Raw genomic sequence first — 24,894 nt, forward strand, 5'->3', positions numbered from 1 at the left:
GGGCACGGGCATGACGGCGCTGGGGACGCGCTAGTGGCGCTCGCCCAGCAGTCGGGTGGCGAGCACGGCGGCCTGGGTGCGTCGCTCAAGGCCGAGCTTGGCGAGCAGGCTGGAGACGTAGTTCTTGACCGTCTTCTCCGCGAGGAACATCTTTCCGGCGATCTCGCGGTTGGTCAGGCCCTCCGCGACGTACTGCAGAATGCGCCGCTCCTGCTCGGTGAGCGACTTGAGCTCCTGTGGCTCCTCGACGGGGTGGCGGATCCGCTCGAGTACCCGCTGGGTCACGGCCGGGTCCAGCAGTGACTGGCCGGCGGCCACCCGACGCACCGCGTCCACCAGGTCGGTGCCCCGGATCTGCTTGAGGACGTAGCCGGACGCGCCGGCCATGATGGCCGCGAACAGCGCCTCGTCGTCCTCGTACGAGGTGAGGATCAGTCCCTTGATCGACGGGTCGACCGAGCGGATGTCGCGGCAGACGTCGATGCCGCTGCCGTCGGGCAGGCGTCCGTCGAGGATCGCCACGTCCGGCCGCAGCGCGGGCGCCCGGTGGGTGGCCTCCTTGGCCGAGCCCGACTCGCCGACAACCTCGATATCGTCCTCGGCCTCCAGGAGCTCGTGCAGGCCACGACGGACGACCTCATGGTCGTCGAGCAGGAAGACTCGGATCATTGCTCATTTGTACCGTGTCGGACCGCCGTTCCCAACAGGCCGAAAGTCCCGGCCGGGAAGTCGTCGTCGACGAGAACCACCCGCCGGCCGGCCGCCGCCAGCAGCGAGGCCGCGATAGCCGCCCGGTAGCCGGTCGTGCAATGCACCCACACCTCGCCGTCCGGGATCCCGGCCAGCCGCGCCCGAAGCTCGTGCAGGGGTACATGCACGCTGCCGGGCAGGTGCTCCTCGTTGTGCTCCAGGTCACGGCGCACGTCCAGGACCACGACCGGCCGGTGGTGACGCACCTGGGCGAGGTCGGCGAAGCCCATCCTCGGGTACGTGCCCAGCGGCGCCCCGCCCGCCCAGTCGCGCGGGCCGCCGACGGCCTGGGCTGCGGGCCGGTCGATCCCGACACGCACCAGCTCGCGCTGCGCCCGCGCGATCTCATCGGCGGTCCCGGCCAGCAGGGTCACCGGCGCGCCCCAGTCGATCAGCCAGCCGAGGTACGTCGCGACGTTGCCGTCCAGCCCGAGGTTGACCGTGCCGGGCGCGTGACCGGCCGCGAACGCCACCCGGTGGCGCAGGTCGACGACCCACTCCCCCGCCGCGAGCCGGGCCCGCAGCTCCTCGGCGCCGGCGACCGCCGGCGGGGTGAGGTCCGGCGCGTCCGGGCCGGCGAGGTTCACGGGACCCAGCCGGCCGTAGTACGCCGGCCAGGCGTCCAGTTGCGCGAGCACGCTCTCGACAAAGGCCTCGGCCCCGGTCGTGAACACCGGGTTCACCAGGCCCTCCCGGGCGAGTGTGCTCTCGGTCACCGCGGACTGGTCGACCGAGCAGAAGCTGCCGAACCCATGGGTCGGGAAGACCTCCGTGGCGCCGGGCAGCTCCGCGGCGAGCCGGCGGGCCGATGCGTGCTGATGGCGCGCCAGGTCGTGGGTGTGCTCGGGCCCGAGCAGGTCGGGGCGACCGACCGAGCCGTAGATCAGGGACCCGCCCGTGAAGACGCCCACGGGATCGTCCCCGTCGTACAGGGCGTAGGACAGGTGGGTGAACGTGTGCCCCGGTGTGCCCAGCACCCGCACGCGCAACCGCTCGCCCACCTCGACCGTGTCGCCGTCCCGGACCGGCACGCGGTCGAAGGTCACCGGGTCGGCGGCATTGACGTGGTAGGCGGCCCCGGTGGCGCGGGCCAGCGCGTACCCGCCCGTCACGTAGTCGTTGTGGATGTGGGTCTCGAAGACGTGGGTGATGCGCACCCCTTCCGCCCCGGCGACGAGCAGCACGCGATCGATGTCGCGTTGCGCGTCGACCACGAGGGCCACCTCGCCGTCATGGGCCAGGTAGCCCCGGTCGCCGAGGGTGGGCGTCTCGATGGCCACGATCGTCATGGCCCCCAGCGTAGGCCGCGCACACGAAGGTGCCGGGCCGCTCACGCGACCCGGCACCTTGGCGGGGAGATCAGGCGTTGACGGTGACCTTGTCCGGCTCCGGCACCGCGAAGCCCTTGCTCCTCGGGGTGATGAAGGCGTGGATCAGGCCGGCGATGCTGAGCAGCAGGAGGAGTCCGGCCGCGATGAAGGCGACCAGCACGGCCTGGGCGGCCTTCTCGCCGAAGACGCTGAACCCGTACGAGGTGAGCAGGAGGCCGCGCAGGGTCTCGCCCTTGAAGAGCGAGTCACGCTGGGCGTTGGCGGCGTCGAGCTGCTTCTGCAGGTCCGCGAGGTTCGCGGCGTTGGTCTCCTGGGCCTTGGCCACCTGAGCGCGCAGGTCGCTCTGCACGTCGCCCATGTCGGCGTAGGTCTTGCCACCCGCGATGTTCTTCAGGTGCAGGCCGATGTACTCGTTGGCGTAGCACTCCGCCTGCTTGCCCGTGGTCAGCGGCTTGCCGGCGTTCTCGACCAGGCAGGCGGCCTTCTTCTCCTCGTCGCTGAGCTGATCGGCCGGAGTGAACGATATGTGTTGCTCACCGAGCTGGTCGGCCACGTAGGTCTTGGCGAAGTTCGCGTTGCTGTTGAGAACGATGCCGACGATCAGCAGCAGTCCGGCAAGCACCAGGCCACCGGTGCTGAACAGGATGTCCAGGGTGCGACGCTTCATTGTCTCTATCTCCTTGAGGGGGCCGGCGGGGTTTTGCCAACGAGACGATCGTGCCCGCCAATCGTGATCATAAGCAGGGCACAAGGCCCTGTCCCCGACAGGACCACGGTCACCGCCCGCACGGGACCCTGGGCATCACGCCGCCAGTTGGTTCACCGCCACGATCGCCGGCCGGGCGGGGCGCTCCTCCATCCGCTCCCCCACGGTGCGCAGCTGCTCGGCGAGGGCGCGCGCCTGCGCGCGGATCTCCGGTACGGCCGTGGTCTCCCACAGCGCGCCGCGCCGCAGCGGTCCGACCGTCCACAGGCGAGGGTTGACCCGGCCGGCCGCGTCGCGCAGGCGGCCGGCCGCGTCCACGTCCAGGCCGAGGCCGTGCGGCCCGGGCCGGACGAGGCCGTCACCGAGCAATGTGGTCAGCAGCGGCCCGGCCGCCTCCGGCAGGCGGCACGAGCCCGTGCACGCCACGACGGCGCCGTACCGCTCCTGGTGTCCGTCCGCGAAGGTGACCAGGAGACCCGGCCCGGCCGGCTCGATGCGGGCGGGGCGACCGGCCCGCACGGTCAGGTCGCCGGACGCGCGCAGCGCCTCAACCCGGTCGGCGACCGCCGGGGCCATGCGGTGGCGGTGCACCTCCCAGTGCCGGGCCACATGCCGCAGGAAGCGGTCCTGCTCCTCGGCGCTGAACCCCGTCCACAGGGCGTCGAGGTGTGGACGCAGGCCGTCGACCACCGGCCGCCAGTCGCCGTGCGCGGCCGCCGCCACGCGCAACTGCCGCATCAGGGGCCGCAGGCGGGTCTGGTGCGGCAGTGTCACCGGCGGACCGGCGGCGCCGTGCGCGCGGGGCAGCAGGCCGTGCCGCGACACGGCGGTGACCGGGCCGCCGTGGCCGGCTTCGACGAGGCTCAGCATCACGTCGATGGCCGTGAGGCCGGTGCCCAGCAGCAGGACGCGCGCGCCGCGCGGGATGGCGTCGAGCGCCCTGGGCGCCCACGGGTCGGCGACGTAGCCGGGGTGCGACCGTCCCGCCTCGGTGAGGCCGGCGGGCTGTCCGCCGCCGGAACCACCCACGGCGAGTACGGCCCGGTCGGCCCGCAGGAGCCGCCCGTCCGCGAGCACGAGCGCGGGCCCGTCGGGCCCGGTCGCGACCCGCGCGACCGGGGAGTCGAACAGCCGCAGGCGGCCCGGGTACGCGCACGCGGCCGCCTCGAGGCTCGCGTAGAGGTAACGGCCGAAGTGCCGGCGGGACACGAAGTCGTCGGGGCCGGCCGCGATGCCCCGGCCCCGCAGCCAGGTGACGAAGTGCCCCGGATCGTCGGGGTCCGCGCTCATCGCGCCGGCCCGGGAGTTGAGCAGGTGCCAGGGCCTGGCCGCCCCGTAGGCGACCCCGGCGCCGGGCGTTCCCGGCTCAATGAGCAGCACCTCGTCATCGGTACATCGCAGGAGTTCCAGGACGACCAGCGCTCCCGAACATCCGCCACCGATCACCGCTGTCGTCCGCCGCATGGCCGCTCCCGTCGCCGAGGGGTATCACCTACTAAAACGATAGGCAATGCAGGGTAATGATGCCAGGTGGCGAGCCATCTTCTCTACAACTCCCACGGATAAGATATGATTTTCACTCCGATGTGAGGGAGACCCCGTGAGCATCCTGGTCGTTTCCGGCAACCCGCGCGCCGGCTCGCGCACGTCCACCCTGGCCGCCGCGGTCGGCGAGGCGGTCGCGCAGCGGCTGGGGCTCGGCGCCCCGGCGACTGTCGAGGTCGGCGACCTCGGCGCCGGCCTGCTGACCCCCGGCGACGAGCCGACCGCCGCCGCCGTGACCGCGCTACGCGAGGCCGACGTGCTCGTCGTGGCGACGCCGACGTACAAGGGCAGCTACACGGGAATACTCAAGGTGCTGCTCGACCAACTGCCGGCGAGCGCGCTGGCCGGCAAGCGGGCCGTACCGGTCGTGACGGCCGGCGTGGCGCCCCAGGCCGAGGCGGCGGCCGCGCTGCTCAGCCAGCTCCTGCGCGAGCTGGGCGCCGACGTGGCGCCCGCCCTCCCGGTCGTGGAGTCCCAGCTGACCGAGGCCGCCGCGCTCGCCAAGGCCTACGCCGACGCGCTGGACACGACGTCGAGATAGCGCTGGTCGACCATCTCGCCGAACGGGTCGACCACGGACGCGGTCACGAACCCGGGGCCGCGCTCCGTCGGCTTCCCGTGCACCGTGGCGCGGACCCACATCGCGGGATCAGCCGACGTTTGGGCGGACAGGTGTGGAACTCAGCGCGCGATAACACCTGTAACCGTCCAAACGTCGGCTCACCCCAGCGCCCACCACCCGTCAGCGGGCGGCCGAGCGGACCAGCTCCAGCACCTTGTCACGGGTCGACACGAACTCGGGCTCGTGCCGTGGCTCGGCCGACCGGGGCAGATCGGAGGCCAGATCCAGCACCACGCGGCCCGGACGGGCGGACAGCGCCACGATGCGGGTGCCCAGGTAGGCGGCCTCGTCCACGCTGTGCGTAATAAAGATCACCGTCGTACCGGTGACCTGCCACAGCGCGCGCAGCTCCTCCTGCATGCGCTCGCGGGTGAGCGCGTCGAGCGCCGCGAACGGCTCGTCCAGCAGCAGGATGCGCGGCCCCGGCGCGAGCGCCCGGGCGATCGCGGCGCGCTGCTGCATGCCGCCCGACAGCTCGTACGGGCGCAGGTCGGCGGTGTCGGCGAGGCCCACGAGCTCAAGCTGCTCGGATGCCCGGGCCCGCCGGGCCGCGCGGTCGAGGCCCCGCAGTCCGAACTCGACGTTGCGGCGCACCGACAGCCACGGGAACAGGCGCGGCTGCTGGAACACGACGCCCCGGTCCGGGCCCGGCCCGCGCACTGGCGCGCCGTTGACGACAACCGTGCCCCGCGACGGGGTGATGAACCCGGCGACGATGCGCAGCAGGGTGCTCTTGCCCGAGCCGGACGGCCCGACGATCACGGCGAACTCCCCCGCCGCCACCGACAGGTCGACGTCAGCGAGCGCGTCGACGACGCGCCGGCCGCGCCCGCGGTACGTCTGGCCCACACCGGCCAGCCGCACCGCAGGCGAGTCTGATTCCGCCATGTCAGCCGGGGAACGCGGCCGCCAGCGCCGCCGGGTTGATGCCCTGCTGGTAGGTCGCCAGGTCAGGCGCGACCTCCAGCTTGCCCTGGCCGACGAGGAACTCGGCGGCCGCGTGCAGGTTGGTAGCCAGGCCGCCCGGCTTCTCGGCCGTGCCGAGGTACTCCGGCTTGGCCTGCTCCGACGCGTCGAGCAGCACGAGCTCGTCGAGCTGGCGGGACGCCTCCTCGGGGCTGAGGTTGAGTTGGCGGGCGATCGCGGCCGCAGCGGCGGTCTTGTCGCTGCGGACCAGCTTCACGGCCTTGTCCTGCTGCTGCAGCCAGGTCGACAGCGCCTCGGGGTACGTAGTGGCGAAGGCCTTCGTCACCACGGCCAGGTCGGCGGTCACCTTGCCCTTGGCGGCCAGCTGCCGGCTGGTGATCAGCGTGGTGCCGGTCTTTTGCAGCTCCGCGAGGACAGGCGTCCACACGTACGCGGCGTCGATGTCGCCGCGCGTCCATGCCGCTTGGATGTCCGGCGGCTGCAGGTCGATGACCTGCACGCTGGACTCGGCCACCCCGGCGTCGGCCAGGGCGGCGAGCAGGCTGTAGTGGGCGGTCGACGCGAACGGGGTGGCGATCTTCTTGCCGGCCAGGCCGGCGAGCGAGGTGACGCCGGATTCCTTGCGCACCACGAGCGACTCGTTGTCGCCGATCACATCGAAGATCCACGGCACGGTGTACGGGATGTTCAGCGGCGCGGCGAGCCCGCGCGAGACCGGGCTGGACCCGGCGAGCCCGATGTCGATGCTGCCGGCCACGATCGCGGTGTTCACGTCGCCGCCCGAGTCGAACCTGCTCCAGATGATCTTCGTGTTCGGCAGGGCCTTCTCCAGCCACTGCTGGTCCTTGACGATCAGGTCGCCGTTGGGGATGAGCTGGTAACCGATGCGCAGCTCGGCCGGGGCGGCCGGGTCGCCGGTGGCGGCGCCGCCGCCGGGCGAGTCCGTCGTGGCGCAGCCGGTCAGCCCGACGGCCAGGGCGACAGCGGCCAACAATGCGAAGGGGCGTACCACAGGGTTTCCTTTCAGATGCGGCCACGCCAGGGGGCGAGGCGGCGTTGGGCCAACTGGATGAAGCCGTCGATGAGCAGCCCGGACGCCCCGATGACGAGGATGCCGAGGATGACGACGGACGTGTTGTTGTAGCGCTGGGCGTCGCGGACCATGCCGCCGATGCCGGGCACGCCGTTGATCGTCTCGGCGGCCACGACGGAGGTGTACGCGACGCCGACCGCCAGCCGCACGCCCGTGAGGATCTCGGGCAGCGCGGCGGGCAGCACGACCCGCCACGGCACCGCGAGCCGGCGGGTGCCCAGTGACCGGGCCGCGTTGACGTAGTCGTCGGGGACACCGGCGACCGCGTCGGCCGTGGCGATCGCGACGATCGGCAGGGCTGCGATGAGCAGCAGCCAGACCTTCGGTTCCTCATTGATGCCGAACCAGATGACCAGCAGGTACAGGTAGGCCAGCGGCGGCAGCGTGCGCACGAACGTGATGAACGGACCGAGCGCCGCGCGCAGCACCGGCACGAGCGCGATGGCCAGGCCCAGCAGCACCCCGCCGACCGTGCCGAACAGGCAGCCCAACCCGATGCGCCGCAGGCTCGCGCCGAGGTGCTCAAGCAGCAGGTACCCGGAGTAGCCGCGGGTCGAGGTCACGACGAGCTGATGCCACACCTCGCGGGGGTGGGGGACGAACAGCGCGAGGTCCGGCCGCGCGTCCGCGAACACCCACCACCCGCCGACGAAGGCCACGACAGCGCCGACGCCGATGAGAACCCGGCGCGTCATACCCGCGCCGCCGCCACGAGCGGCAGCACGTGCTCGCCGACGCGCCGCGCCTCCTCCAGGTGCGGCCAGCCGGACAGGATGAACTCGTGCAGGCCCAGTTCGGCGTACTCGGCGATACGCTCCGCGACCTGCGCGTAGCTGCCCACGAGCGCGGTGCCGGCGCCCTCCCGGACGAGGCCGACGCCCGCCCACAGGTTCGGCGCGATCTCCAGCTGGTCCGCCCGCCCGCCGTGCAGCGCCGTCATCCGGGCCTGACCGACGGACTCCATCGAGGCGAACCGGGCCTGCGCGGCGGCGATGCGCTCCGGGCTCATGCCGGCCAGCAGCTGCGCGGCGTGCGCCCACGCCTCGTCAGCGGTCTCCCGCGCGATCACGTGCAGCCGGATGCCCAGCCGGAGGTCCCGCCCGTGCACGCCGGCCAGCGCCCTGATGCGGGCGATCCGCTCGGCGATGGCGGCCGGCGGCTCGCCCCACATGAGGTACGTGTCGGCCAGCCGCGCCGCGACCGCCTCGGCGGCCGGCGACGCTCCGCCGAAGTACAGCGGCGGCGCCGGGCTGACCGGCCGCGCGAGCCCGCCCCCCTCCACCCGGTAATGCGCGCCGTCGTAGTCGAACGGAGCGCCGGCGAACGACGCCCGCAACACCTCAAGAACTTCAGCGGTACGCGCATAGCGCGCGTCGTGGTCGAGAAAGTCGCCGTACGCGCGCTGCTCCGCGGCCTGACCGCCGGTGACCGCGTTGAGCGCGAGCCGCCCGCCCGTCAGCTCGTGGAACGCCGCGGCCTGCTGCGCGACCAGGGTCGGTAGGGCGAAGCCGGTGCGGAAGGCCACCAGCAGCGTGATGCGCGACGTACGGGCGGCGACCGCGCTGCACACGATCCACGGGTCGGGGCAGCCGGCGCCGACCGGAGTGAGCGCGGCGGTGAAGCCGCCGTCCTCGGCGGCCCGGGCCACCTCGGTCAGGTAGTCGAGGGTGGCCGGGCGGGGGTGGGCGGCCGCGCCGGCGGTCACGGTGGCGGCGCCGATCTGGTCGCCGTCGCCGGAGGTGGGCAGGAACCAATGGAAGAGCGTCACGGGGGGTCGTTCCTTGTTCTGGCGTCCGTCGCGGGTCGTCGCCGCGGCCCGCGACGGACGCGGGTCGAGCTAGAGGGTGAAGTTGGCGAACAGCAGGGCGGCCAGGGCGAGGGCGAGGCCGATGTTGACGACCGTGGCGCTGCCGAAGACCGCGATGGGCCGCCAGCCCGCCTCGCGCAGCGCTTTGACCCGCAACTCCAGGCCGATGCTGACAAAGGCGAGGATGAGGAACCAGGTGCGCAGGTTGCCCGCGACCGCCTGGGCGGCCGTGTTGTCGGCCGCGAGGGCCGTCTCGGCGTACCAGGTGCCGATGACGCTGGCGGCGATGAAGCCGAGCACGAACTTCGGGAAGCGCCGCCACAGCTCGATGAGGCCGGGCTTCTCGACGTTCTCGGACTTCTCCACCTTGAAGGCGAAGTAGGCGGTCAGGGCGACCGCGACGATGCCGATCAGGGCGTTCTGGGTGAGCTTGACGATCGTGGCGATCTTCAGCGCGTCCGGGCCGGCCAGCGTGCCGGCGGCGGTCACGGCCGCGGTGGTGTCGATGTTGCCGCCGATCCACGCGCCGGCCACGGCGTCGCTGAGCCCGAACACGTCCGCCAGCCACGGCAGCAGGAAAATGGACGGCAGCGCGAAAATGATCACCAGGCTCGCCGCGTACGCGAGGTGCTCCCGGCGCGCCTTCACCGCGCCGGCCGCCGCGATCGCCGCGCTGACGCCGCAGATCGACACCGCCGAGGCGAGCAGCGCGCGCAGCTTGTCGTCGAGGCCCAGCTTGCCGCCCAGCCACCAGGTGAACAGGAACACACCACTGATCAGCAGGAGCGCCTGCACGATCGCCGGGCCGGCGGCCGTGACGAGCAGCGACAGGTTGATCGACAGGCCCAGCAGCACCAGGCCGGTCTTGATGAAGAACTCCGTGCGGAAGGCGCCCGACAGCCGGTCACGCAGGCCGGTGAGGGTCAGCACGAGGTTGCCGAGCAGGCCCAGCGCGATCGCGTAGACCGGGTACTCGACGGACTTGGCGATCCGGGACAGGCTCGTGCCGGCCAGCCAGGTGGGTACGTTCTTCTCCAGGATCTTCGTGACGTACGCCAGGGCGAGCACGACGACGATGCCGGCGGCGATCCAGCCGACCGTGGCCGGGGTGATCGGGCGTCGGGGCTGTTCGGTGGCGGCCGGGGTCTCAGCCGGGGCCGCGGTGTCGGCGGACATTACTGGAGCACCCCTTTGGTGATGACGCCGGCGAGGATCAGGAGGATGAGCACGAGGCCGACAATGGTCGCGGCCCAGTCCTCGTCGACGCGCAAGCGCCGGGGTTCGTTACTCATGGACGACTCCGTTCGCGTGGTGGATGACGCTGACCGGGGCGCTGTCGGCCAGGCGGTAGCCGACCCCCCGGGTGGTGGCTACGAGCTCGCCGCCGAGCTTGGCCCGCAGCCGGCTGATGTGGACGTCGACGGTGCGCCGGCCGGCGCGGTCGTCGCCCCAGATCCGCCGCAGCAACTGGCCACGGGTGAAGACCTGCCGGGGGTTGTCGACAAGGAACGTCAGCAGGTCGTACTCGACCTTGGTGAGCTGGACCGGCGCGCCGCGGCGGCGTACGACGCGGCTACGCGGGTCGATCTCGATGTCGGCCGGGGCGGGCGTGCGGAACACGGCCGGCCGCGCGGGCGGCGCCGACGCGATGGTGACCGACGCCCCGAGGTTCTCGGCGAGCTGGTTGAGCCCGTCGATGAAGTCGAGGGCGTCGCGGTGGGGCCGGTCGCCGGCGAGCGTGACGCCGATCGTCAGCGTCACCTCGGCCGGCGGGTCGGCCCGGCGGTGGCGGGTGGTGCGGGGCGCGGGCCGACCGAGCGGCCGCACGTTTCGGGGGGTATGGGTACGCAGGACCGTGACTGTCATGGGGCTCCCGTTCGTCGGGCGCGGAGAACCACGTCGGGCGTGGCGTGAAAGGTGAGGGGTGAGGTGTGGTCGGTTCGAGCGGCGCGTCAGGCGCGGGCCGAACGGCAACAGGCGCTCGCCGCCAGGAGGCCGAAGTCCACGTGGCGGCGGCGGATCAACATCACGCTCGCTCGCATGAACCCATGGGACCACAGGGTGGCTATAAAGTCCATCGGTTAAGTAGGTTATCTCAAGATGCGGCCGGCCCGGCCCCGGCGTTAGGTAAGCTGTTCTGACCAGCGACGGGACGGGAGGTGATCGAGATGATCTCGCCACCCGCCCGCGTGCCCCGCCAACTCGTGCTGTTCATCGCACTCGCGCTGGGCTTTCTGCTCATCGGGCTGTCCGCCGCGCACACCACGCTGCCCGGCGACACTTTCCAGTTCACGCCCCGGGTCACCGCCGGTGCCGCCGTCCCGGTGACCCTCCCCGGCGACCCGGACCCCGACCGGCCATCCGGTGGCCTGCTCGCGATCCTGCCCGTGGCGCTCGCGTTCGCGGTCAGCGGCCTCGTCGTCGCGCGGACCCGGCGCACTCTCGCGCCGCTCGCGACACGCATCCCGCCCGCCGCCGGCTGCCGCGGGCCGCCGGCCCTCGCGAAGCACTGATCGCTCCTTTTCCTGACGCCGCCGGTCCATAGACCGACGGCGCGACACGTCGTTTCCGGAGGACCCAACCCATGTACCGCTTCCCAGCGGTACGGGCAACCGCGCCCGTACCGCGGATACCGCATACCCTTGATCCCGCCGTCATGCCCGACGGTCCGCCAGGCGGTGCTCCGTGAGCGCCTACATCGCACTGGCGATCTTCTCGGTCGCCTTCATACTCATCGCCACCGAGAAGGTGCACCGCGTCGCGGTCGTCCTCGTCGCGGCCGGGTTGATGGCGCTGCTCGGCTTCGTGCCGGGCCATGATGTCTTCTACTCCGAGCACGCCGGCATCGACTGGAACGTCATCTTCCTCCTGCTCGGCATGATGATCATCGTCGGGATCATCAAGCAGACCGGGGTGTTCGAATACCTCGCCATCTGGGCCGCGAAGCGCTCACGCGGCCGCCCGTACCGGCTCCTGGTCCTGCTCATGGCGATCACGGCGATCGCCTCGCCGTTCCTGGACAACGTCACCACCATCATGCTGGTCGCGCCGGTGACGGTCGTCGTGTGCAGCAAGCTGGGCATCTCCGCCGCGCCGTACCTGATCGCGGAGGCGCTCGCCTCCAACATCGGCGGCGCCGCCACCCTCATCGGCGACCCGCCGAACATCATCATCGGCAGCCGCGCCGGGCTGACGTTCAACGACTTCATCATGAACATGGCGCCGATCGTCGCCGTGCTGTTCGTGGTGTTCGTCGTGCTCGCCCGGTTCATGTTCCGCCGCTCGTTCGAGTACCACCCCGAGCGGGTCGATGAGGTCATGGCACTCGACGAGCGCGAAGCCATCACCGACGGCAAGCTGCTCGTCAAATGCCTGGCGATCCTGACGGTCGTGGTGGTGGCGTTCAGCCTGCACGCCGTGCTGCACCTTGAGCCGGCCATCGTGGCTCTGCTGGGCGCGGGCGCCATGGTGCTCGTCACCGGGGTGCGCACGGCCGACTACCTGGCCGAGGTCGAGTGGTCGACGCTGGTGTTCTTCATGGGCCTGTTCGTCATGGTCGGCGGACTCGTCGAGACGGGCGTCATCCACGCCATCGGGTCGTGGGCCGTCGACGCCGTGGGCACCAACTACTTCGCCGCGGCGTCGTCCCTGCTGTTCGGCTCGGCCATCCTCGGGGCGTTCTTCGACAACATCCCGTACGTGGCGACGATGGCCCCGGTCGTGGACGACATCGTCGCCCAGACACCGGACGCGGGCACCGGCCGCGCGCTGTGGTGGGCGTTCGCGCTCGGCGCTGATCTGGGCGGCAACGGTACGGCCGTGGCCGCCAGCGCCAACGTCATCGTGCTCGGCATCGCCGCCCGCAACGGCCATCCGATCTCGTTCTGGCAGTTCACCCGCTACGGCATCATCACCACGCTGATCACGGTGGTCATCGCGTGGGGCTACGTCTGGCTGCGCTATTTCTAGAGGAGGACCAATCATGCGCATAGATCACACCGTGCTGCCGGGCGTGGGGAAGCTGCACGTCCTCACCACGCGCGCCGGGCGCGCCGTCGGCGTCATCCGTCACCACGGCGACCGCCGCGAGCTCATCGTGTACAGCGCGGACGCGGACACGGTCGGCACCAGCGTGCTGCTGACCCCCGAGGAGGCCACCGGGCTCGGCGAGCTGCTGGGCGGCGGTGGCGTCGCCGGTCGCATAGCGCGGCTCGACCACCACTCGTCGGGCATCGTGACGCTGCAACTCATTCTGGGCCCCGACGCCCCGCCGCAGAATCTGGTCGAGGCCACCAGCCACGTGCCGGGCGACGCGGCCGTCGTCGCCGTCGTACGGGACGGCCAGCTCATCAACGATCCGGTGGCGGCGGGCCCGGGCCGCGACGGTGACCTGGTCATCATCGTCGGCACGATGACGGACGCCCTGGCGGTGATGGACGCCCTGCACGCCGGCACGGGCTGACGTCCACTGTGGTGCCGGCCGCGGCGTGCGCCCGCGGCCGGCACCCGACCGTGCGCACGACGACGTTTCCGCCACGACAGGCCCGGGTACGCACATAGACAACACGTGATTGACGATGACAGAGACGTCGAGGAGTTCGTCATGCCGTACGTTCGAGGTCATTACCGCCGGGCCCCCGGCACCGCCGGCTACAGCACCCTCATGGTCGTGCTGGCCGTTGTCGCGGCACTGTTGCTTATCTATTTCCTCACCAGGTAAGGTCCTGAGCCGACACCGCCCCGGCGACTTCCCCCGTGGTTGCCGGGGCGGTGTCCTGTCCGCCGTCGGTGAGGTGGCGGGCCAATCTTGGAGGTAGGCGCCGCCCCGAGGTAAAGTCCCCACGGCTCATGACGGTCGGGTGAAGGATTTCGGTGGCGAAACCAGCTTCGCGGTCCCCGACCCTGACGGATGTCGCCAGGCGCGCGGGCGTCTCCGTGGCCACCGCCTCCAAGGCCCTCAACAAGCGCGATCAGGTCGCCCCCGAGACGCGCCGCAAGGTGCTCCAGGCCGCGGCCGACCTGGAGTTCCAGCCGAACGCCCTGGCCCGCGGCCTGATTTCGGGCCGCACCCGCACGGTTGGCCTGCTCACGGACGAACTCGGCGGGCGGTTCGCCATCCCGGTGCTGCTCGGCGTGGAGAACGCCCTGGGCGACCAGCAGATGTCCGTGCTGCTGTGCGACGCGCGCGGCGACGCGATCCGCCGCCAGCACTACCTGCGCACGCTGCTGGCCCGGCAGGTCGACGGCATCATCATGCTCGGCACGACCAACGACGTGTGCCCGTCGGTCACGGCCGACGTCCCGGTCCCGGTGGTGTACGCGTACGGCGAATCCGACGACGCCGACGACCTGTCCATCATCTCGGACGACCGGGGCGGCGCCCGCCTCGCGGCCGAGCACCTGCTGGCCCAGGGCCGCCGCGCGATCGCTCACGTGACCGGCGAGGAGGACTACCGGGCGGCCCGCGAGCGTGCCGACTCCCTGCGGGTCACGCTCGACGAGGTCGGCCTGCCGGTGCTGGGCGGTCCGATGTTCGGCGAGTGGACCCAGCGCTGGGGGCGCCAGGCCGCGCGCATGCTGCTGGCCACTCAGCCCGACGTGGACGCCATCTTCTGCGGCAGTGACCAGATCGCCGTCGGGGTGGCCGATGCGCTGCACGAGGCGGGCCGGCGCATCCCCGACGACATCGCCCTCGTCGGCTACGACAACTGGGAGGTCTTCTCCGCCGACGCCCGCCCGCCGCTGACGACGATCGACCTGAGCCTCCAGCAGATCGGCGCCACGGCGGTACGCCATCTGTTCGCGGCCATCGACGGCGAACACGCCTCGGGAGTGATCCGCCAGCCCGCCCGGCTGGTCATCCGCGAGTCCACCGGCCCTCGCCGGCCCGCGGCGCGCTAGCGCAGCGGTGGCAGCGCCTGATCCGAGTGGAGTACCTCGGCGAACAGGTCGCCGCGCTCGGCGAGGCGGGGCAGGATCGTACGGATCGTGAACGCGTCCGGGCGCAGCGCCGGATCATCCAGTTCGGACCAGTCGATCGGCGCGGACACCGGGGCGCCCGGCGCGGGACGCGGGCTGTAGGGCGCCACGAGGGTCTTGTTGATCGCGTTCTGCGTGTAGTCGAGCCGGGCCAGGCCGCCGCGCTCGTCCTTCTGCCATTTCCAGCTCACCAGTTCGGGGACGACCGCGCCGACCGACCGCGACAGGCCCTCCACCCACGCCCGCGTCTCCTCGAAGGAGGCGCCCGGCGCGATCGGCACCCAGATCTGGATGCCGCGCCGGCCGGTGACCTTGGCCCGGGCGCTCACCCCCAGGTGCTCGAACGCGGTGCGGTGCAGCCGGGCCAGCACCAGCAGGTCATCCCAGCCGGTCGCCGACCCCGGGTCAAGGTCCACGAGGGCGTACGTGGGCTGGCGCGGGTGGTCGACACGGGAGGTCCACGCGTGCCACTCCAGAGCGCCGAAGTTGGCCGCCCAGATCAGCGCGGCCGGCTCGTCGACGACCAGGTAGGTGCAGGTCTCCCCCGCGTCGGCCTCCGGGTTGTCCCAGCGGGGCAGCCAGTCCGGGGCGTGGTCGGGCAGCTCCTTGTGCCAGAACCCCTTGCGCTGCGCGCCGTCCGGGTACCGGTGCATGTTCAGCGCCCGCCGGCCGAGATACGGCAGCAGCGCGGGCGCGATCGACGCCGCGTAGCGCAGCAGGTCCCGCTTCGTCACCGGCTCCTCACCGTCGCGCGCCGGGAAGAGCACCTTGTCGAGATTCGTCACGCGCAGGTCCCGGCCGAACACGTGCCACGTGCCCGCCCTGTTGAACCCGTCGAGCGCGGCGAGCTCGTCGGGGTCCGGGCCGTCGGCGACCGCCGGCTTGAGGGCCACGGACGCGGACGAGGCCGGCAGGTCCGAGCGCCACATCCGGTCCGGGTCGGCTTTGACCTCATCATTGGTACGCCCGGTGAGCACCGAGGTCGGGTGCGCCTCGGCGTCCCACCCGGACACGGCGTGCTCGTCGTGCTTGTGCAGGAGCAGCCACTCGTCGGAGCGGGTACGCACGAGCACGAAGCGGCCGCGCAGCTTCTCGCCGTACATGTCGAGGTGCAGCTCGCCGGCCCGCACCGCTGCGCCCGGGTCGTCCGTCTTCGGGGAGTCCCAGGTGCCGGCGTCCCAGACGATGACGTCGCCGCCGCCGTACTCGCCGGCCGGGATGACACCCTCGAAGTCGATGTACTCCAGCGGATGGTCCTCGACGTGGAACGCGGCCCGCCGCACGTCCGCGTCAATCGTGGGGCCCTTCGGCACCGCCCAGCTCACCAGGACCCCGTCGATCTCCAGCCGGAAGTCGTAGTGCAGCCGCCGGGCCCGGTGGCGCTGCACGACGAAGCGCCGCGCGCCCTGCTCGGCGACGGCCACGCGGCCGCCCGCCGGTTCCGGGGTCCGGGTGAAGTCCCGCTTGCGCCGGTAGGGCGCGAGCTGATCGCCCATACCCGCCTCATACCCCGCCGGGGCCCTCCTCACGCGCGGACCCTGGCACGGGAACGCGGACCGCCACCGTGACCGGATGAACGCGTCGGGGCCGAACGCCCGCCTCCGGCCGGGCCGGAGGCGAACCGCCGGAACGGCCTCAGCCCGCGGTGCAGGCCAGGATCGCGACGCCGGCGGCGCGGCCCGTGCCGACGAGGCCGAACGTGACGGAGCCGTTCGCGGGGATGCGGCCGTTGTAGCCGGCGTCCGAGAGCCGGACGGTGCCGGTGCGGCCGCTCGGCACGGCGCCCCACACGCTGGTGACCGCGGTTCCTGGCGGCAGCGCGATCGTCACCGCCCAGCGGTTCGTCGCGACCGGACCGGCCGTCACCCGGACGCTGGCCGCGAAGCCGCCGCCCCATGACGATATGGTCGCCGACGCCCGGCAGGTCGGAACCGACGCACTGGTCGGAGCGGTGCTGGTCGGAACCGAGCTGGTGGGGGCCGCGCTCGTCGGAGCGGCGCTCGTCGGAGTCGCGCTTGTCGGAGCGGTGCTGGTCGGCGTGCCCGGGTCGTTGAGCGCGTTCAGCACCGCGGTGTACGCCGCCTTGGGCTCGCCGGCCGCGGTGAAGAGCAGCGGTGTGGAGTTCGACCGCCACGAGTCCGAGTCGCGCACGCCCCACACGGTGATCCCGGTGCAGCGCGTCACGGCGAGGCAGGCGCGCACGGCCCGGTCGTACAGGGCGGCCTGGGTGGCGCCCGAGCCCTCGATGTCGAGCTGGGTGATCTCGACATCGACGCCGAGTGCGGCGAACCGCTCGATGGTCGCCTGGTAGTCGGCCGGCAGCGGGATGGACGAGCCGAAGTGCGACTGCAGGCCGACGCAGTCGATCGGTACGCCCCGGGCCGTGAAGTCGGCGACCATGGCGAGCACCGCCTGTGTCTTGTCGAAGGCCAGGCTCTCGATGCGGTAGTCGTTGTAGCAGAGCCGGGCGTCCGGGTCGGCGGCACGGGCGGCGCGGAAGGCCTCCTCGATCCAGCCGGTGCCGTTGTTCAGCCTGCTCCACACGGACGGGCGCAGGCCGCCGCCCGTGTCGGCGAACGCCTCGCTGACGACGTCCCAGGAGAACACGCTGCCCCGGTAGTGCGAGACGAGCGCGGTGACGTGGTTGCGCAGCACGGCGGTCAGCTCGGCGACGGGGACGTTGCCCATCCAGGACAGCCGCGCCGCGTCCGGGCCCACCAGCCCGTACCCGCGCACGCGCTGGCCCTGCGCCCGGGCGTGGTCGACGACCCGGTCGGCGGCGGCGAAGCTGAACGTCCCGCGCGCAGGTTCGGTGGCGTCCCACTTGAGCTCGTTCTCCGGCGTGAGCACGGTGAACTCGCGGTCGAGGATGCCGACGTACGCGGCGTCGGTCAGCTTGGCCGCCTGCACAGCTGCCCCGAAGTAGCGCCCCCGTTCGGCGGCGGCCGCGCCGAGCGTCGTGGCTGCGGCGGCCGGCACCGCGACCGTCACCACCGTGCCGAGCGCCACGGCCGCCACCGCGACCATGCCCATCCGACGACGCCGCACATCCATAGCCATACATCGATGTTTCGCCACGGGGGCCGCCTACCCGCATCCACCGGTCGGTCGAAAGTTCCCGACACTCATTGACGCGGCCGCGTCAGAGCCCGGAGCGTCGTGCCGATGGTGACGTACACGGGGCGGCGGCAACGGCGCGGGCGCGCGCTCGCGGCCGTACTCGCCATGGTTTTCATCTCCTCCGCGGCGTCGGCACCCGACGCGCCGCCGTCGGTCGCCGGGGCGATCTACCGCGACGCGTCGTATTCGCCACGGGAACGGGCGGCCGACCTCGTGTCCCGGATGACGCTGGCCGAGAAGGCCAGCCAGATGATCAGCAGCCGGGCTCCCGCGATCCCGAGGCTGGGCATCCGGGAGTACGGGTGGTGGAACGAGGCGATCCACGGGGTCGCGCGCGAGGGCCTGCTCGACGGCGAGAACCCGCCCACCCTGGTGAACACCACGTCGTACCCGGTGAGCCTGTCGCTGGGGGCGACCTGGGACCCGGACCTGGTGCACCGGGTGGCGAGCGCGATCGGCGACGAGGCGCGCGAGGTCGTGCGCGACAACGCGCTGGACCTGACGTTCTACTCCCCCACCGTGAACCTCGCCCGCGACCCGCGCTGGGGCCGCAACGACGAGACCTACGGCGAGGACCCGCTGCTCACGGCCGCACTCGGGGCCCAGTACGTGAACGGGATGGAGGGTAAGGACACCTCCGGGCGCCTTCTTACCGGATACCTGAAGACCGCCACCACGCTCAAGCACTACGCGGCCAACAACAGCGAGGTCAACCGCCGCTCGGGCTCGTCGGACATGGACGAGCGGACGCTGCGGGAGTACTACACGGCGCAGTTCCGCGACATCGTGCGCCGCGCCGACCCGGCGTCGATCATGACGGCGTACAACCGGGTCAACGGCGTGCCCGCCTCGGCGAGCGGGCACCTGCTGCGCACGCTGGGGCGCCAGACGTTCGGCTTCACCGGCTACTACACCTCCGACTGCGACTCGATCTTCGAGATGCAGGCCGGGCACAGGTGGGTGCCGCCGGGCGCCGCCGCGCCGGTCGACGAGGTGTCGCGGCACGCGCTGGCCAACGCCGCGGGCGTCGACCTCGACTGCCAGCTCGGCTACCACGACGGCTTCAACTACGCCACCTCGCTGCCGGACGCGGTGCGCGACCGCACCCCGACCGAGCTGGGCCCGTACAACGAGACCTACCTGGACGCGTCGCTGGTGCGGCTGTTCACGACCCGCTTCGCGCTCGGCGAGTTCGACACCGACGTGCCCTGGGTGCGCGCGGCCCGCGCCCGCGTACCGGTCGGCACCTGGGTCAACACCGACCTCAACGGGGCCGTCACCCAGACGCCCGAACGACTGGCCCTGGCCCGGGAGGCCGCCGGGCAGGCCACCGTGCTGTTGCGCAACGACGGCCTGCTGCCGCTGTCCGTACCGGCGACCGGGCGCTACCGGGTGGCCGTCCTCGGCAGCCCCGACACCATGTACCTGGGCGGCTACTCCAGCATTCAGGCGCCGGCGGGCCGGGCGAACCAGGTCGACGCGGTCGCCGGGCTCACGGCCGCCGTACGTGCCGTCAACCCGGCCGCGACCGTCGACCGCCTGTCGTCCGTGCCGGCGGACCTGCGTGGGTACGACGTGGTGGTCGTCGTGGCCGGCACGGACGAGCGGACGGCGGCCGAGGACACCGACCGCGCTGACCTCGCGCTGCGCGACGACCAGCTCGCCCTCATCCGCGACGCGGTGGCGCGCAACCCGCGCACGGTCGTGGCCCTGGAGACCATCGGGCCGGTCGACGTGTCGTCGTTCGCCTCCACCGTGCCGGCGCTGCTGTGGAGTTCGTACAACGGCCAGCGCAAGGGCGAGGCGCTCGCCGACGTGCTGCTCGGGACGGTCAACCCCAGTGGCCGGCTGCCCTTCACCTGGTATCGCGACGACAGTCAACTGCCGCCCATCACGGACTACGCGATCCGGCCGGCCGGCGGCGCGCCCGGGCGCACCTACCAGTACTTCGCCGGCAAGCCCACCTACCCCTTCGGGTACGGGCTGAGCTACACCACGTTCCGCTACGCCGACGCGAAGGTCGACCGGTCGCGGCTGACCGCCGACGACACGGTCACCGTCAGCGTGTCCGTCACGAACACCGGCCGCGTCGGCGGGACGGAGGTCGTGCAGCTCTACGCCACCTCCCCACCCGCGAAGGAGCGGCCGGCGCGGCGCCTGGTCGGCTTCGCGAAGGTCCTCCTCGAGCCGGGTCAGACCCAGCGGGTGTCACTGCCGGTCCGGGTGCGCGACCTGGCGTTCTTCGACGAGGCGGCGGGCCGCTTCGTCGTGGACCCGGGCCGGTACGCGTTCGCGTTCGGCCGCTCGAGCGCCGACCCGCTCGCCCGCGCCACGGCCGAGGTGTCCGGCGCGCTCACCCCCGTACCCGTGACGGCATCCGTGCTGCCCCGCGCGGCCACCGACCCGGCGGGCGGTCCCGGGCGGGTGGCGTTCCCGGTCGGCGTGACCATCGAACCCCAGCTCACCGTCGCGGTCGCCGACGACACCCGGTACGGCTACGTCGGCCCCGGCGCGGGTCGCGCCCTGCCGGACGGCATGTCGGTCACGTACGCGAGCAACCGCCCGGCGGTCGTGCGCGCCGACGGGACCACACTGCGCACGGTCGGGCCGGGGGTCGCGACCGTCACCGCCACGGTCACCCACCACGGCACGACCGTCACCACGGCCTTCGTCGTCACCGTGCGCGCACCCTGAGGCGGCGGGCGGGTGCCCAGCCGGTCGGGGCCGTCATGTCGGAGCGCCCGAGCGCTCAGTCGGCCGGCGGCAGGGCCGGTCGGATCGGCGCGACCGCCGGTGGAGCGGCCACCGGCACCGCGGACCCGACCGACAGGGCAGGCCCGACCGGCATTGCGGGCCCGACCGGCATTGCGGGCCCGACCGGCGCGGCGGCGAGCGTCGGCGGCGGTGCGCCGTCTCCGGACAGCGGGGACGCGGGGCCGGACTCCGCATGTGCCGGGACCGGCGCCGTGCTGATGCGGTCGTGCTGGTCGGCGGTGATGAGGTAGATGACCGTGACCTCCAGGCCGGTGGCCACGAGGCCCATGACTACGGACAGCCAGTCGCCCGCGTTGACGTCCGACCCGCCCACCGCGATATCCGCCATGCTGACGCTGATCACAGCGCCACCGCAGGCGCCGACGAGCCGGGCGGCGGCCATGACCCACAACATGCGCACGACCGTGGGCACCCGCCAGTCCCGCACGCTGTTGCGTGCGACGTCCGCCATGACCAGCGCGACGATGACAACCCCCGCGATCGGGATGAAGAAGGCGCCGATCGTCCAGCCCACGTTCCAGCGTGGCTGGGACCCGATGAACGCGTCGACGTTCGACCGGGCGCGGTAGAGCCACACGATCTCCACCGCGAGGGCGCAGGCGCCCACGACCATCGCGGCGAGGGTCACGGACATCCAGAAGACGAAGTCGTCGTAGGCGCTCAGCAGGTTGACCACGTCGGCGATGACGAGTTGCAGCGCCGCGGTGAACACGCCCGTCGCGCCGACAAGAACGATCGCCGCGAAACCGAGCCCGCGCACGGGGCGGACACGTGCGTACGGCAGGAGGCCGGAGGCGGGTAGGCTCGGCACGCCGAAGCCCAGCATCGCCTGGCAGGACGGGCACCGCACGTGCCCGGCGGAGATCGGGTTTCCACAGTTGGGGCAGGACATGTCGGCTCCCGGAGATCGACGGCACGACATCGTACGGCGCTGCGCCGGGTGCGCGCCGTCCCATCGATCGACCTCGCTAGCTGGGGGCCTGTTCCGCAACGGCCCGGCGGCGGCGCCACAGGAGGTAGCCGCCCACCCAGGAGGCCAGCACGGTCAGGGCGCACAGGGCGCGAACCTCGGACAGGTAGCGGGCCGGGTAGATGATGCCCTCGATGTAGGTGTCGATGAAGCCGCCCGCCAGCGGGGCGTCGCCCGCCCGGCGGCGGGCCCAGTCCTCGGCCCAGGTGAGCGGGCAGGGCAGGGACGCGGCGACGACCAGGACGCCCCAGCCCACGGCGGCCAGGTGGGGCCAGATCGCCCGCGGCCACCGCCAGGTCAGCAGGCCGCCGAACACGACGAACGCCAGGAAGGCGACGTGCGTCACCAGGACGGTCGCGACCAGCACCCGGTAGGGCATCCCTCCACGGTAACCGCGTCAGTGCGCGACGGTCTCGCGGTGGGCCTCCTCGTTGACGAGGCGATTGGCGATCTGGTTGAGGGCCCGGTCGAGCAGCGCGTTGTTGGTGGGATCCGTCAGCGTCCAGTCGTCGAGGTGCGCGTCCAGCCAGTGCCGCCACGCGGCGCGCAACTGGTCAAGACGCGCGTGCCCGGCCGGCGTCAACGTGATCGTGTCGCCGTCCAGGTGGACGAGTCCGGCCTGGCGCAGGTCCTCGAACACCGGCCGCAGGACCTCCGGCGGCAGGCGGAACCGGCGGGCGATGTCGGGCACGTCGGCGTGCCCCCGGACGGTGGTGAACAGGTGGATCTGGCCCAGCCCCCACGCCTGGGCCGGGGTGACGTCGCCGCCCGCGTCGGCCAGCATGCGCGCGAGGAAGGCGCGGTCGCCGAGCTCGCGGCGGACGGTCTCGCCGATCGCGCGTTCGAGCTGGTCCACGCAGTCATCGGACATGGGGGCGGAGAACGCGTCGCCGACGTCGGTGGCCGCCTCGCGGGCCGCGTCGCGCAGCGGCACCTCCTTCAGGAACAGCGCCACGACGAAGCCGAGCAGGGCAACGGGCACGACCCACCGGAACACGTACCCGATGCTGTCGGCGTACGCGGCCTCGATCGGCGCCCGGAGTTCGGCGGGCAACCGTTGCAGCGCCTCGGGGTTCTGCGCGGCCACCGGCGGCACGCCGGGCAGCTGGGCCATGGCCGACCTGAGGGCGGGGGTCAGCTGGTTGGTGAACAGGCTGCCGAACACGGCCGTACCGAACGCGCTGCCGAGAGTACGGAAGAACGTGACGCCGGAGGTCGCGGTGCCCAGGTCGGCGTAGCGCACGGTGTTCTGCACGGCGATGGTGAGCACCTGCATCGACAGGCCGATGCCCAGGCCCAGGGTGAACATGTAGGCCGACTCGACCCAGAAGCCCGTCTGCGGGCCCATCGTCGACATGAGCCACAGGCCGACGGCCATGATGGCGCAGCCCGCGATGGGAAACACCCGGTACCGACCCGTACGGCTGATCAGGGCACCGGACAGTACGGAGGTGATGAACAGGCCGATGACGAGCGGCAGCAACCGCAGGCCCGACGCGGTGGCCGACACGCCGTCGACGAACTGCAGGTAGGTCGGCAGGAACGTCATGACCCCCAGCAACGCGAAGCCGACGATGAAGCTGAGGATCGAGCACACGGTGAAGACCGAGTTGCGGAACAACCGCATGGGCAACATCGGCTCGGTCGCCCGCCGCTCGACGAGCACGAACGCCGCCAGCAGCACGACCGACACGGCGAACAGGCCGATGATGACCGGCGAGCTCCACGGGTACTCGTTGCCGGCCCACGACAGCGCGAGGATCATGCCGGACGCGCCGACCGAGACCAGGGCGATGCCGACGTAGTCGATGATCGGGTGGACGGTCGCCCGCACCTTCGGTACGGCCACGGCGGTGACCGCGAGCATCACGATCGCCAGCGGCACGTTGATGTAGAAGACCCACCGCCAGGTGAGGTGGTCGGTGAACAGGCCGCCCAGGGTGGGGCCGACGACCGTGGTGATGCCGAAGACGGCGCCGAGCGCGCCCTGGTAGCGCCCGCGTTCGCGCAGCGGGATCACGTCGGCGATCAGGGCCATGGCGGTGACCATGAGGCCGCCCGCACCGATGCCCTGCACCGCGCGGGCCACGATCAGCATGATCATGTCCTGTGCGACCCCGCACACGACCGAGCCGCCCACGAAGATCACGGCACTGAGCTGGAAGATGGTCTTGCGGCCGAACATGTCGCCGAACTTGCCGGTCAGCACGGTCGCGACCGTCTCGGCGAGCAGGTAGGCGGTGACGACCCAGGACATGTGCCCGGCGCTGCCCAGATCCGCCACGATGGTCGGCAGGGCCGTCGACACGATCGTCGCGTCGAGGGCGGCGAGCAGCAGGCCGAGGGTGATCGCGGCGAAGACGATGTTCGTCTGGCGCCGGCTCAACGACACCGGCGCGCCGACGCCTCCGTCACTGAGCGCCGTGCTCGCCACGAACACCAGTTTCGCGTTCCGGATCCGGGTCGGTGACCGAATTGGCGAAACCGGCCGTAAATGATCGGCCGGGGCGGGCTCCCGCGCAAGGTGCCGCCCCGGCCGATCCCCTAGGGTGTGGTCATCGAGAACTGCGCAATGGTGGCGGTCCCGCCGAGGCTGCCGGTGGCGTAGTTGAAGATGCCGTACCGGTAGCCCATGAAGAACTGCCACGCGTTGTTCAACGTGAACCCGGGGCCGAGGTTGGTGAACGTGGACCCGTTGGTGGAGTACGAGAACACGGCCTGCCGACCGCTGCCGGGCCGGATGTCGGCCTTGACCCGCAGCCAGATCCGCCCGCCCGACACGTTGGCCGAGGCGGCCTCGTAGCCGGTGTTCGTGGTGGCCCAGCTGCTGTTCATGGTCAGCCCGTTCTGCATGACGACCCGGGTGGCGCCGTTGTCGCGTTTGACGCCGATCCACGCCGACGAGTCGCGCAGCATCGCCAGGCCGGCCCGGTCCCCGTCACGCATCTGCGAGTAGTCCAGCTCGATCGTCGCCGTCGACGTCGGACCGAGGATGCGGTGCGTGAGCGTGTTACGCGCCGCGTAGAGGTCGGTCGTCACCGTCGCGGTCGACAGCCGCAGGCCGTTGCCCACGCTGAACTTGCTGGTGTCGGGGTTGTGGTTCCATTCCCACTCCGGCCCCAGCGTGCTGAAGGTGTCCGTACCCGTGGGGGGCCTCACCTGCCGTGGCGGCCGGGGAACATTCGGGTACGGGTAGCTCGCGCCCCATCGGCCGTTGACGGTCTGCAGGACCGGCCAGTCGCCCGACCAGGTGATCGGCGCGAGCGCCG

At 72.0% G+C, this 24,894-nt stretch carries 23 protein-coding genes; 6 read left to right on the top strand and 17 right to left on the bottom strand.

What is annotated here, in order from left to right; genetic code table 11:
• Positions 1-30 precede the first annotated feature (30 nt).
• The 4 genes from ABD191_RS23895 to ABD191_RS23910 all read right to left on the bottom strand — a co-directional run bounded on the left by ABD191_RS23895 (position 31) and on the right by ABD191_RS23910 (position 4,251).
• Positions 31-669 (bottom strand): response regulator, encoded by a 639-nt coding sequence (locus ABD191_RS23895; protein WP_344086324.1) that lies wholly within the window; start codon positions 667-669, stop codon positions 31-33.
• Positions 666-2,039, bottom strand: a complete 1,374-nt coding sequence (locus tag ABD191_RS23900; RefSeq protein ID WP_344086327.1) for a rhodanese-like domain-containing protein — start codon at positions 2,037-2,039, stop codon at positions 666-668. Before ABD191_RS23900 ends, ABD191_RS23895 begins: the two co-directional genes overlap by 4 nt.
• A 70-nt stretch (positions 2,040-2,109) precedes the next feature.
• On the bottom strand, positions 2,110-2,748 hold the full coding sequence (locus tag ABD191_RS23905) for a hypothetical protein (protein ID WP_344086330.1): 639 nt from the start codon (positions 2,746-2,748) through the stop codon (positions 2,110-2,112).
• Between the two features lie 135 nt (positions 2,749-2,883).
• Complete coding sequence (locus ABD191_RS23910) at positions 2,884-4,251, bottom strand: FAD/NAD(P)-binding protein (protein WP_344086333.1); 1,368 nt, start codon at positions 4,249-4,251, stop codon at positions 2,884-2,886.
• A 136-nt stretch (positions 4,252-4,387) separates the two neighbouring features.
• Here ABD191_RS23910 and ABD191_RS23915 point away from each other — a divergent pair, with 136 nt between their 5' ends.
• Positions 4,388-4,873 carry an NADPH-dependent FMN reductase gene (locus ABD191_RS23915; RefSeq protein ID WP_344086336.1) on the top strand — a complete coding sequence of 162 codons (486 nt, stop codon included), beginning with the start codon at positions 4,388-4,390 and terminating at the stop codon, positions 4,871-4,873.
• Here ABD191_RS23915 and ABD191_RS23920 read toward each other — a convergent pair.
• The 7 genes from ABD191_RS23920 to ABD191_RS23950 all read right to left on the bottom strand — a co-directional run bounded on the left by ABD191_RS23920 (position 4,840) and on the right by ABD191_RS23950 (position 10,647).
• Positions 4,840-4,974 (bottom strand): hypothetical protein, encoded by a 135-nt coding sequence (locus ABD191_RS23920; protein ID WP_344086339.1) that lies wholly within the window; start codon positions 4,972-4,974, stop codon positions 4,840-4,842. The two genes, ABD191_RS23915 and ABD191_RS23920, sit on opposite strands and share 34 nt — an antisense overlap.
• A gap of 100 nt (positions 4,975-5,074) precedes the next feature.
• Entirely contained in the window at positions 5,075-5,818 is a 744-nt protein-coding gene (locus ABD191_RS23925) for an ABC transporter ATP-binding protein (protein ID WP_344086342.1), read from the bottom strand.
• Between the two features lie 25 nt (positions 5,819-5,843).
• Positions 5,844-6,893, bottom strand: a complete 1,050-nt coding sequence (locus ABD191_RS23930) for a taurine ABC transporter substrate-binding protein (RefSeq protein WP_344086345.1) — start codon at positions 6,891-6,893, stop codon at positions 5,844-5,846.
• Between the two features lie 11 nt (positions 6,894-6,904).
• The gene (locus ABD191_RS23935; protein WP_344086348.1) at positions 6,905-7,669 is read right to left on the bottom strand and encodes an ABC transporter permease; all 765 of its coding nucleotides are present in this window, start codon (positions 7,667-7,669) and stop codon (positions 6,905-6,907) included.
• On the bottom strand, positions 7,666-8,742 hold the full coding sequence (locus ABD191_RS23940; RefSeq protein ID WP_344086351.1) for an LLM class flavin-dependent oxidoreductase: 1,077 nt from the start codon (positions 8,740-8,742) through the stop codon (positions 7,666-7,668). Before ABD191_RS23940 ends, ABD191_RS23935 begins: the two co-directional genes overlap by 4 nt.
• A gap of 69 nt (positions 8,743-8,811) precedes the next feature.
• Entirely contained in the window at positions 8,812-9,957 is a 1,146-nt protein-coding gene (locus ABD191_RS23945) for a YeiH family protein (protein ID WP_344086354.1), read from the bottom strand.
• A gap of 108 nt (positions 9,958-10,065) precedes the next feature.
• Positions 10,066-10,647, bottom strand: coding sequence for a winged helix-turn-helix domain-containing protein (locus ABD191_RS23950; RefSeq protein WP_344086357.1), 582 nt, complete (start codon positions 10,645-10,647; stop codon positions 10,066-10,068).
• Positions 10,648-10,949: 302 nt separating this feature from the next.
• Here ABD191_RS23950 and ABD191_RS23955 point away from each other — a divergent pair, with 302 nt between their 5' ends.
• The 4 genes from ABD191_RS23955 to ABD191_RS23970 all read left to right on the top strand — a co-directional run bounded on the left by ABD191_RS23955 (position 10,950) and on the right by ABD191_RS23970 (position 14,682).
• Positions 10,950-11,294: a hypothetical protein gene (locus ABD191_RS23955; protein ID WP_344086360.1), complete on the top strand. Its 345-nt coding sequence runs from the start codon at positions 10,950-10,952 to the stop codon at positions 11,292-11,294.
• 172 nt (positions 11,295-11,466) lie between these two features.
• The gene (locus ABD191_RS23960) at positions 11,467-12,750 is read left to right on the top strand and encodes an ArsB/NhaD family transporter (RefSeq protein ID WP_344086363.1); all 1,284 of its coding nucleotides are present in this window, start codon (positions 11,467-11,469) and stop codon (positions 12,748-12,750) included.
• A 13-nt stretch (positions 12,751-12,763) separates the two neighbouring features.
• Positions 12,764-13,243, top strand: a complete 480-nt coding sequence (locus ABD191_RS23965; protein WP_344086366.1) for a cation:proton antiporter regulatory subunit — start codon at positions 12,764-12,766, stop codon at positions 13,241-13,243.
• Between the two features lie 410 nt (positions 13,244-13,653).
• Entirely contained in the window at positions 13,654-14,682 is a 1,029-nt protein-coding gene (locus ABD191_RS23970) for a LacI family DNA-binding transcriptional regulator (RefSeq protein ID WP_344086369.1), read from the top strand.
• Here the strand turns inward: ABD191_RS23970 and ABD191_RS23975 are convergent.
• Positions 14,679-16,256, bottom strand: a complete 1,578-nt coding sequence (locus ABD191_RS23975) for a non-homologous end-joining DNA ligase LigD (protein WP_344086372.1) — start codon at positions 16,254-16,256, stop codon at positions 14,679-14,681. The genes ABD191_RS23970 and ABD191_RS23975 overlap by 4 nt on opposite strands.
• Before the next feature lie 139 nt (positions 16,257-16,395).
• The gene (locus ABD191_RS23980) at positions 16,396-17,820 is read right to left on the bottom strand and encodes a glycoside hydrolase family 10 protein (protein WP_344086376.1); all 1,425 of its coding nucleotides are present in this window, start codon (positions 17,818-17,820) and stop codon (positions 16,396-16,398) included.
• 105 nt (positions 17,821-17,925) lie between these two features.
• On the opposite strand from ABD191_RS23980, the gene ABD191_RS23985 reads away from it, so the two are divergent.
• Positions 17,926-20,574, top strand: coding sequence for a glycoside hydrolase family 3 C-terminal domain-containing protein (locus ABD191_RS23985; RefSeq protein WP_344086378.1), 2,649 nt, complete (start codon positions 17,926-17,928; stop codon positions 20,572-20,574).
• Positions 20,575-20,629: 55 nt separating this feature from the next.
• Here ABD191_RS23985 and ABD191_RS23990 read toward each other — a convergent pair whose 3' ends face one another.
• The 4 genes from ABD191_RS23990 to ABD191_RS24005 all read right to left on the bottom strand — a co-directional run.
• Complete coding sequence (locus tag ABD191_RS23990; RefSeq protein WP_344086381.1) at positions 20,630-21,547, bottom strand: DUF4328 domain-containing protein; 918 nt, start codon at positions 21,545-21,547, stop codon at positions 20,630-20,632.
• Between the two features lie 76 nt (positions 21,548-21,623).
• Positions 21,624-22,004 (bottom strand): DUF2784 domain-containing protein, encoded by a 381-nt coding sequence (locus ABD191_RS23995; protein ID WP_344086384.1) that lies wholly within the window; start codon positions 22,002-22,004, stop codon positions 21,624-21,626.
• An 18-nt stretch (positions 22,005-22,022) separates the two neighbouring features.
• Complete coding sequence (locus ABD191_RS24000) at positions 22,023-24,059, bottom strand: MDR family MFS transporter (protein ID WP_344086387.1); 2,037 nt, start codon at positions 24,057-24,059, stop codon at positions 22,023-22,025.
• Positions 24,060-24,169: 110 nt separating this feature from the next.
• Positions 24,170-24,894, bottom strand: a 725-nt coding sequence (locus tag ABD191_RS24005) for a beta-xylosidase family glycoside hydrolase (RefSeq protein WP_486341499.1), incomplete at its 5' end; no start/stop codon positions are given.

The organism is Luedemannella helvata (genome assembly GCF_039528415.1).
Classification (GTDB): Bacteria; Actinomycetota; Actinomycetes; order Mycobacteriales; family Micromonosporaceae; genus Luedemannella; species Luedemannella helvata.

Coding starts and splice junctions, on each gene's coding strand:
- ABD191_RS23900 (WP_344086327.1), bottom strand. CDS start 2,039: ATGACGATCGTGGCCATCGAGACGCCCACCCTCGGCGACCGGGGCTAC.
- ABD191_RS23920 (WP_344086339.1), bottom strand. CDS start 4,974: ATGTGGGTCCGCGCCACGGTGCACGGGAAGCCGACGGAGCGCGGCCCC.
- ABD191_RS23965 (WP_344086366.1), top strand. CDS start 12,764: ATGCGCATAGATCACACCGTGCTGCCGGGCGTGGGGAAGCTGCACGTC.
- ABD191_RS23945 (WP_344086354.1), bottom strand. CDS start 9,957: ATGTCCGCCGACACCGCGGCCCCGGCTGAGACCCCGGCCGCCACCGAA.
- ABD191_RS23985 (WP_344086378.1), top strand. CDS start 17,926: ATGGTGACGTACACGGGGCGGCGGCAACGGCGCGGGCGCGCGCTCGCG.
- ABD191_RS23955 (WP_344086360.1), top strand. CDS start 10,950: ATGATCTCGCCACCCGCCCGCGTGCCCCGCCAACTCGTGCTGTTCATC.
- ABD191_RS23995 (WP_344086384.1), bottom strand. CDS start 22,004: ATGCCCTACCGGGTGCTGGTCGCGACCGTCCTGGTGACGCACGTCGCC.
- ABD191_RS23905 (WP_344086330.1), bottom strand. CDS start 2,748: ATGAAGCGTCGCACCCTGGACATCCTGTTCAGCACCGGTGGCCTGGTG.
- ABD191_RS23990 (WP_344086381.1), bottom strand. CDS start 21,547: ATGTCCTGCCCCAACTGTGGAAACCCGATCTCCGCCGGGCACGTGCGG.
- ABD191_RS23895 (WP_344086324.1), bottom strand. CDS start 669: ATGATCCGAGTCTTCCTGCTCGACGACCATGAGGTCGTCCGTCGTGGC.
- ABD191_RS23975 (WP_344086372.1), bottom strand. CDS start 16,256: ATGGGCGATCAGCTCGCGCCCTACCGGCGCAAGCGGGACTTCACCCGG.
- ABD191_RS23950 (WP_344086357.1), bottom strand. CDS start 10,647: ATGACAGTCACGGTCCTGCGTACCCATACCCCCCGAAACGTGCGGCCG.
- ABD191_RS23910 (WP_344086333.1), bottom strand. CDS start 4,251: ATGCGGCGGACGACAGCGGTGATCGGTGGCGGATGTTCGGGAGCGCTG.
- ABD191_RS23935 (WP_344086348.1), bottom strand. CDS start 7,669: ATGACGCGCCGGGTTCTCATCGGCGTCGGCGCTGTCGTGGCCTTCGTC.
- ABD191_RS23980 (WP_344086376.1), bottom strand. CDS start 17,820: ATGGCTATGGATGTGCGGCGTCGTCGGATGGGCATGGTCGCGGTGGCG.